At 34.4% G+C, this 6,889-nt stretch carries 5 protein-coding genes and 1 pseudogene; 4 read left to right on the forward strand and 2 right to left on the reverse strand.

Annotated features, from left to right (window positions below; translation table 11 throughout):
- The first annotated feature begins 156 nt into the window (after positions 1 to 156).
- The 4 genes from E1171_RS11125 to E1171_RS11145 all read left to right on the forward strand — a co-directional run bounded on the left by E1171_RS11125 (position 157) and on the right by E1171_RS11145 (position 5,663).
- Complete coding sequence (locus E1171_RS11125; RefSeq protein WP_155206081.1) at positions 157 to 423, forward strand: hypothetical protein; 267 nt, start codon at positions 157 to 159, stop codon at positions 421 to 423.
- A gap of 2 nt (positions 424 to 425) precedes the next feature.
- A complete protein-coding gene (locus E1171_RS11130; RefSeq protein WP_155206082.1) occupies positions 426 to 1,796 on the forward strand; it encodes a tetratricopeptide repeat protein in 1,371 nt (456 codons plus the stop codon).
- Positions 1,797 to 2,580: 784 nt separating this feature from the next.
- Complete coding sequence (locus E1171_RS11140) at positions 2,581 to 4,860, forward strand: TonB-dependent receptor plug domain-containing protein (RefSeq protein ID WP_155206083.1); 2,280 nt, start codon at positions 2,581 to 2,583, stop codon at positions 4,858 to 4,860.
- Positions 4,860 to 5,663: a DUF4249 family protein gene (locus tag E1171_RS11145; protein WP_155206084.1), complete on the forward strand. Its 804-nt coding sequence runs from the start codon at positions 4,860 to 4,862 to the stop codon at positions 5,661 to 5,663. Before E1171_RS11140 ends, E1171_RS11145 begins: the two co-directional genes overlap by 1 nt.
- A 49-nt stretch (positions 5,664 to 5,712) precedes the next feature.
- On the opposite strand, the pseudogene tnpA reads toward E1171_RS11145, so the two are convergent.
- Both tnpA and E1171_RS11150 read right to left on the reverse strand, forming a co-directional pair.
- Positions 5,713 to 6,172 (reverse strand): annotated as a pseudogene (gene tnpA / locus E1171_RS23830) (IS200/IS605 family transposase).
- A 383-nt stretch (positions 6,173 to 6,555) separates the two neighbouring features.
- Positions 6,556 to 6,889, reverse strand: a 334-nt coding sequence (locus E1171_RS11150; RefSeq protein ID WP_222931470.1) for a nuclear transport factor 2 family protein, incomplete at its 5' end; no start/stop codon positions are given.

A 6,889-nucleotide genomic window follows, 5' to 3' on the forward strand; every position in this document is an offset into this window, starting at 1 on the left:
TTTTTTTTTAACTTATTGATTATTAACCTATATTTCTAATAATTAATATTATATTTAAATTAAATTTTTATTTAAAATACAGGTAAGAAGGTTGATTTTATTAAATTTTTCATTACTTAATGGGTAATTATGTTTAACCTATTAAACCCTTATGTTATGAAAAAAATAATTCTACCCCTAATTGCTTTGTTTGTCCTTTCTACCTCCTTAATGGCTGCTCCCTCTTCAGATGGTGAAGATGCAGGATTAAGTGATGGAGGAGGGGGACGAAGTGCGGGCTTAAATACTACTGAAGTTTTATCCACCTCAAATCTAGATAATGGAAATGAAAATACTCCTTCTAATATAGAAGAAAGTAAAACCTTGGGGAACGCTGAAAATTTGAGCTGGTGGGAGATTTTACTTGACTATCTTTTTGATTGATAATGAAAGCAATAAAAACTATGAATAATTTGGTTCGCATAAGTCTGCTTGTAGTGGGCTTATGCTTCTTTTCCTCTTTAGGAGCAATAGGAAGGCCTGCTTTAAATGAAGAGATTGCTCAAAAAGAAATGAATGACATTTATAATCTTATAAAGGAGCATCTTTCAGAGGACCCCACTTTAGCTCTTAAATTCACGGAAGAACTGACTACTTTAGCGGATAAGGAAAATAATGACCTCTTTCTTGCCAAGGCATCCAATTTAAGAGGCTATATTTTAAAAAATCAACTCGAATATAAGGCAGCAATGAGAAACTTTTATGAGGCATTATCTTATATTCCTGACCAAGATAAATACAGAACTTACATTTATAGTAATATAGGGTGGACTTATACTTTAATGGAAAGATATGAGGAGGCTATACTTTTTTTAACAAAAGCAATGAAAATAAGTATTGCCCACGATAATTTTATTAGGGAAAGTATACTGGGAACTATGGCCAATACTTATATCCATTCTGAGCAATTTGAAAAAGCTTTAGAACTCCTTTATGATAGGATAAACAAAAGCCAAACCAGAGAAGACTTAATGATTGCTCATGGCAATTTAGGATATTATTTTTTGGTTAAAAATGAATTGGATTCTGCTAGCTTTCATCTGGAAAAATCAAAAGAACATAGTGTGGGCTCTAAGTATTTCAATCAATCCTATGTTCAAGCCAATTTATTATCCAATATGGGACATTTGGCCTTAAAAAGAGGAGAATTGAATATGGCACAAAGCTATTTAGAAGAATGCTATAACTTATCCGATAAATTAAATATTGGTATAACAATAGAAGAAAGCCTGGAGGGACTTACTCAAATATTCTTGGACAAAAATGATGCACACAAATACCATGAGTACTCTCAAAAATTCTTAGCCTTTAGAGATCAGAAAAAAGAACAACTTGAAAATTATTATATCTATGAGCTTGATCGTAAGGAAAAAGAATTGGCCGACCAAAAGGAAGAACAACAGGCCATAGTGGTGGAAAATGAAAAAGAAAAAACCAATATGATTTTGTTGGTGGCCATTCTAACAACTGCTTTAGTTCTTTCCTTAACCTTTGGGTACTTCTTAATCAAGCAACGTTCCAGAATCATCACTAACCCTTATACAGGCCAAAAAATTAATCTTGGCCCATTTCTTAAGTATTTAAATCATCACGGTTATGATATCAATCAAATATCTACCATTCTGGAGAAAGATGCCGAATTCTGGTTGGAATATGACCCAAATGGAAACATTCAAGGTGCGGAAATCCTAAAACGACTAGAAAACTTCGAGAAACTCTCAAAGGCTTTCAAAGAAATCTCTGAACCTTCCTCCTGATAAAGGCTTTCTCTCATTTACTACCAAAATCATAGGGCTTGATAACCAGGATACTCCGAACCATTGCATCTAAGTTACAAAAGACTCCTCAAATAAATATCCAGGAAACCTCTCAGCTTCTTGCAATATTGGACTTAACCATTTTCGATGGTTTATTTTCAATCTCCCCCCTAACAGGATATCTTGCTTCTACCCCCACCCTATCACTTTTTCACTTTTTTTGTTCTTTCAGTTTTAGGCAAAAAACCTTCTATTAGGCTCCACCTCAATTCAGTTTACTTTAAAATATCCTCCACTATCTTTTAATTTAAATGGCTCTTTTATGATGCCAAAAGTTTTCCTCCAAAGGAAATTCTTATTCAATTGACTGTTCATTTCCCTCAGAACACCCTTCCCATCCACTGAAATTCAAGGCCCTATGAATTAACCGCCGACTTAGGCTAGAAAGGGATCTGAAAGAAAACCTTCTCTGAGCATGGAGACAAAATAGGATTTATCATATTTTTTATTTAGAACTATTCCGTGACTAAAATAAGTACAAGGCATTATATAGTGGTTTACCACAAGCAACATTTGCATATTTTCTTGATTTTTTTGCATATTTGCAAACTTTACAGTTGAAACATTAAAAATTTACACCTATTTTTTTATCAGTAACGCCTATGAGAAGATTTTTAGTTTGTGAGTTTTCCCCGGTTTTAGTAACAGTAATCTTCCCCTAAAGGCTTTAATCAAATCAATGAAAAAAAATTGGATTGATGGATTATCTATTTTTTTCTAAACCATGCGATATTTTTTTTGCTTACTTTTTACAATTATTGTTTTTCCTTTTCTACTTTTTGGTCAGCAAATGCAGGTTGGAGAGCTTTTAGATCCTCAAGGAGTAAAAATTGAGGGTGCTCTTTTGATAACTTCAAATCAGCAAACTATTAGTGATGAGAACGGGAATTTCTCCCTACAAATTAATTCCTACCCTCTCAATCTGGAGGTATTCCATATTAATTACAAACCTAAAGTCATCAAATTAAATCAAGTTTTAAAGGACACCCTGTCCATTATATTAGTAGAGTCTGCTGATACTTTAAGCAGTATAGAGATAAAGGGGAAAAAAATGGTCCCCAAAAATTTAGAAGCCAATTTTCTTGAGCTAGATATTAAGAGCCTCCAAAAAAGGCCTCACCTATTTGGAGAATTTGATATTCTTCGGGTTTTACAAAAAAAAGCAGGAGTTACCAATATAAGTGAGGTTGATGGAGGCTACTATGTAAGGGGAAGTTCCAATGGGCAAAACCAGATACATTTGGACGGAGCCCCAGTATATTATGCCAATCACCTAATGGGAATTAATAGCACCTTTAACGGAGATATTATCGAGAGCGCGACATTGCAAAAAGGGAATTTTCATGCCCGTCAAGGAGGAGCTTTGGCCTCCTTTCTGGAGGTAAATAGTAAACGGGGAAGTTTGGAAAGTTACTCCCTTAGGGGTGGCCTTAGTTTGCTATCCTCCCGATTAGCGTTTGAAGGGCCAATTTCAAAAAATAAAGCTTCTTTTTCCCTGGGAATAAGAAAATCTTACTATGACCTGATTTCCAAATCATATAATAATATCAATGAAGGAAAAGAAGGTTTCTCGCCCCTACCCAATTTTAACTTTTATGATGTAAATGGTAAGGTTTTCCTTAAGCCCTCAACCAAGAATCATCTGGTTTTCAGTTACTTTAGGAGCAAAGACGGTTTTTCCATTAATGACCCAAATAATCCAGGAATAGGACTAGACTGGGCAAATAATGTAATAAACCTGGAATGGGTTTATATAATGAATAAAAAATGGAGGGCCCATTTCAACTCGAGTTACAGTAATTTTGGCTTCCTTTTGGATTTTCAAACCTTAAAAGCCTTCAATGCCGAAAATCGAACCTCTAGCATAAATAACCAGGTAGAATTTAATTTTGAACCCCACACCAATTTTAGCTTAGATATAGGCAGCTTTTTTTCTAAGTCGTTTTATCTAGCTACCACCAAAGAATTACAGAATGACTTGCTTAATTTTAAAAACAGTGATTTAGAAGAACAATCAACTTATTATGGGATTTATTTTCAGAGTCGTTACCTTATTGATGAGGACCTGGAATTCAGTACGGGGTTAAGAGTTAACGCTTTTTATAGTGATCTCCTATTTTCTCATCTATCTCCTCGACTGGCTGTAAAATACCGCCCCGCTTCTAATTGGATAATTCATGCTGACTGGAGCAGGAATTTCCAATATCATTATTTGTTTTCACTTTTAAGTATTAACCTTCCCGCTGACATTCGCATGCCTTCCACGGTTAATTTACCCGTTCAATCTGCGGACCTATTTTCTATAGGAACTTCCCTGAGTCTTAATCAGCAATTACAATTTAATGCCAATACCTATTACAAATCATTACAAAATCAAATCGTTTATGAAAATGGAGGAAGTTTAAATTTTGATAAACTGCAAGAGAATCTATTGATCGGCAAGGGCTGGGCATATGGGACCGAAATCAGTTTGAAGGCTAAAAATAAGTATACTTCACTGGATATCAACTATACCTGGAGCAATACCTGGCGTCAATTTGAAGGTATTAATGAAGGGAAAGCTTTTCATCCAGTTTATGATATACGGCATTTTATTTACATAAATTCTTTGGTTAAAATCAATACACATTTAAGCTTTGGGCTAAATTGGTTTTATAACACAGGAGCGATAACAACTTTTCCTACAGGGTATTTACCCTTACAAAATTTCAATTCAACCTCCTTCCAACCCTCCATTACGCCTTTGTTTGAAGAAAGAAATAACTTTAGAATGCCCCCATCTCATAGGTTAGATATCGCTGCAAATTACAGCTGGCAATCAAAAAAAGAATTTAAATCTACCATAACTGTGGGAATTTATAATGTATACAATCAGGCCAATCCCTACTTTGTATATTTTTCTGTGCATAGGGAGGATAGAGAATCACTACAGGTAATTCCTAAAAAGAAAGCCTTATTACCTCTTTTTCCCACAATTAGTTATAGTTTTCAAATTACTAAATAATGCTTATTAGACTTTTTATTTTCGTACTTTACCCATTGGTTTGCACCTCATGCCTCCTGAATGACAAACTAGAGTTGGATTGGGAAAACCAAGAGCCCCTTTTGGTTGTGGAAAGTTATCTGACGCCGGATCAACCCTATGAATTAAGCATGGTGGAAAGTAACCAATTCTCCCAGGACTTTGACCTCTTGTTGGTTGAGGATGCCACCGTGTATGTTAGGTCTGATAAAGAGGAAAGGCGGTTATGGAATATTTTATACGAAAATAAGGAAACAAAAAGCCTAATAAATTATACATCTACCCAAGATACCCTTCTTTACGAAAACGAACTTCCAAAGACCTATAATCTAGAAATTGAAACAAAAGAAGGGAATAAGCTTAAAGCCTCCACAGAAACCATTAATCAAGTTAAAATTTATAAATATGAGGTTAATTACCCTACTATAAAAGTATGGTTTAATAATGCAGAAAATGTCAATCATAGATATTATAGTGTTAGAATGGCTAATCTTAGCGATACCAATCCTTCCATAAAAAATTCCTATTTTAATTTATCGTCGGGGGAAAATGACACCCTTTCCCTCGAAATTCCAATAGAATACCCTGAATCATCAGAAATACAGCTAAGGTTATCACATCTGACTAAGGAACACTTTGATTTTCAGCAATCTGTTTTACAAGCTCGTTCTGCCAATGTAGATCCTTTTGCAATACCTACCCAAATAAAATCAAATATTTCAGGAGGGACAGGTATTTTCACCTATTATACTTTTGATGAAGTTACTTTGACATTAAAGAAGTAAATAATCCTCGGAGCAAGCCCCGAGGCATTAATTGTAATTGTACTCCCCACTAATTGAACAAAGAGAGTTGGTGATTGCATTGTAATTTTTTGTATTCTTTTTCAACCCTTGGTTTTTAACTTAATTTGCAATTTTATTTTCTGTACCATATTTACAAATCGAATTTACGAAATATCCTTTTCCCCAGAATTCCCCTCCCCACAATTTCTTCTTTACTTATGGACATTGCCTAAAAACTTCAATTTCAATCAAACTCTTTATTATCCTCACTATCTAGATTAAACTATAATTAGATACAGATTGAATTAGAAAGGGAACATGGTCTTTATCTTTCCCTATTTCTAAAAACCCAATTTCATATCCTTATCTATTTCCTCACATACTGATACTAAAACCTTATCTACTTCTTCACTGAAGACAACTCGCCTGTATATTGCACTACTTACAATGTGGTACAACCATTTAGTAACATTATGACTCTTGTGGATATACTTACTATCTTGCGACATCGAGTCACAAGATAGTATAACGAGGTAAGCTTTGGGGAATTAAACCCTAAAGGGGTTAAGTAACTGTTCCCTTGTACCGGTGCTCTATAAATAAAAACCGAGAATCTTCTTTATCTGTAATACCCAGTCTCCATATACACGAATATATCGATTAGGTGTAATGGTCAGGTTAGAAGCAATCGATTTACATTCCTAAAAGGCCTAAACCTCATTAAACAGCAAAAAAATTTTCCCTGTATCTCGATAAATAAGAAGTATCAAGGTAAAATAATGGATAACAAGAATAAAAGGAAGAGCTACTCATATATAGCTGTCGAATTGGAAATAATTTATCTTTTTATTCTTGGAGGAAATTCGATTGAATTACTTCTAAACGTTAGCCACTAGTTTTGAGTTTTTTCTATGGAGGAAGCATGGTCCTTAATCACATACCATTGTCCATCTATTTTTTCCAAAACATAGCTCACCACCATATGATTAAAATAAGGTTTGCCATTCCTTTCTGGTTCTCTGTACATGGCTTCGGTAGTCGCCATACCTATTTTATCCCCAATTTTTGTATTTAATATTTTGGTCTCCATGGTCCAAGTCTTGTCTTTGAACCATTCTTCATGCATGTTGACGAACTCTTCTACTGAATTTTTGATTTTAGACTGGGGTAAGATCAATTGCATATTTCCCCTAGGCGACATGGTAGATTTTAATAAATCAAGGTTT

The sequence above is a fragment of the Xanthovirga aplysinae genome (assembly GCF_009711365.1).
Taxonomy (GTDB): Bacteria; Bacteroidota; Bacteroidia; order Cytophagales; family Cyclobacteriaceae; genus Xanthovirga; species Xanthovirga aplysinae.

Excerpts from the sequence above, each read along its gene's own strand:
- E1171_RS11125 (WP_155206081.1), top strand. The coding sequence starts at position 157 with ATGAAAAAAATAATTCTACCCCTAATTGCTTTGTTTGTCCTTTCTACC.
- E1171_RS11130 (WP_155206082.1), top strand. The coding sequence starts at position 426 with ATGAAAGCAATAAAAACTATGAATAATTTGGTTCGCATAAGTCTGCTT.
- E1171_RS11140 (WP_155206083.1), top strand. The coding sequence starts at position 2,581 with ATGCGATATTTTTTTTGCTTACTTTTTACAATTATTGTTTTTCCTTTT.
- E1171_RS11145 (WP_155206084.1), top strand. The coding sequence starts at position 4,860 with ATGCTTATTAGACTTTTTATTTTCGTACTTTACCCATTGGTTTGCACC.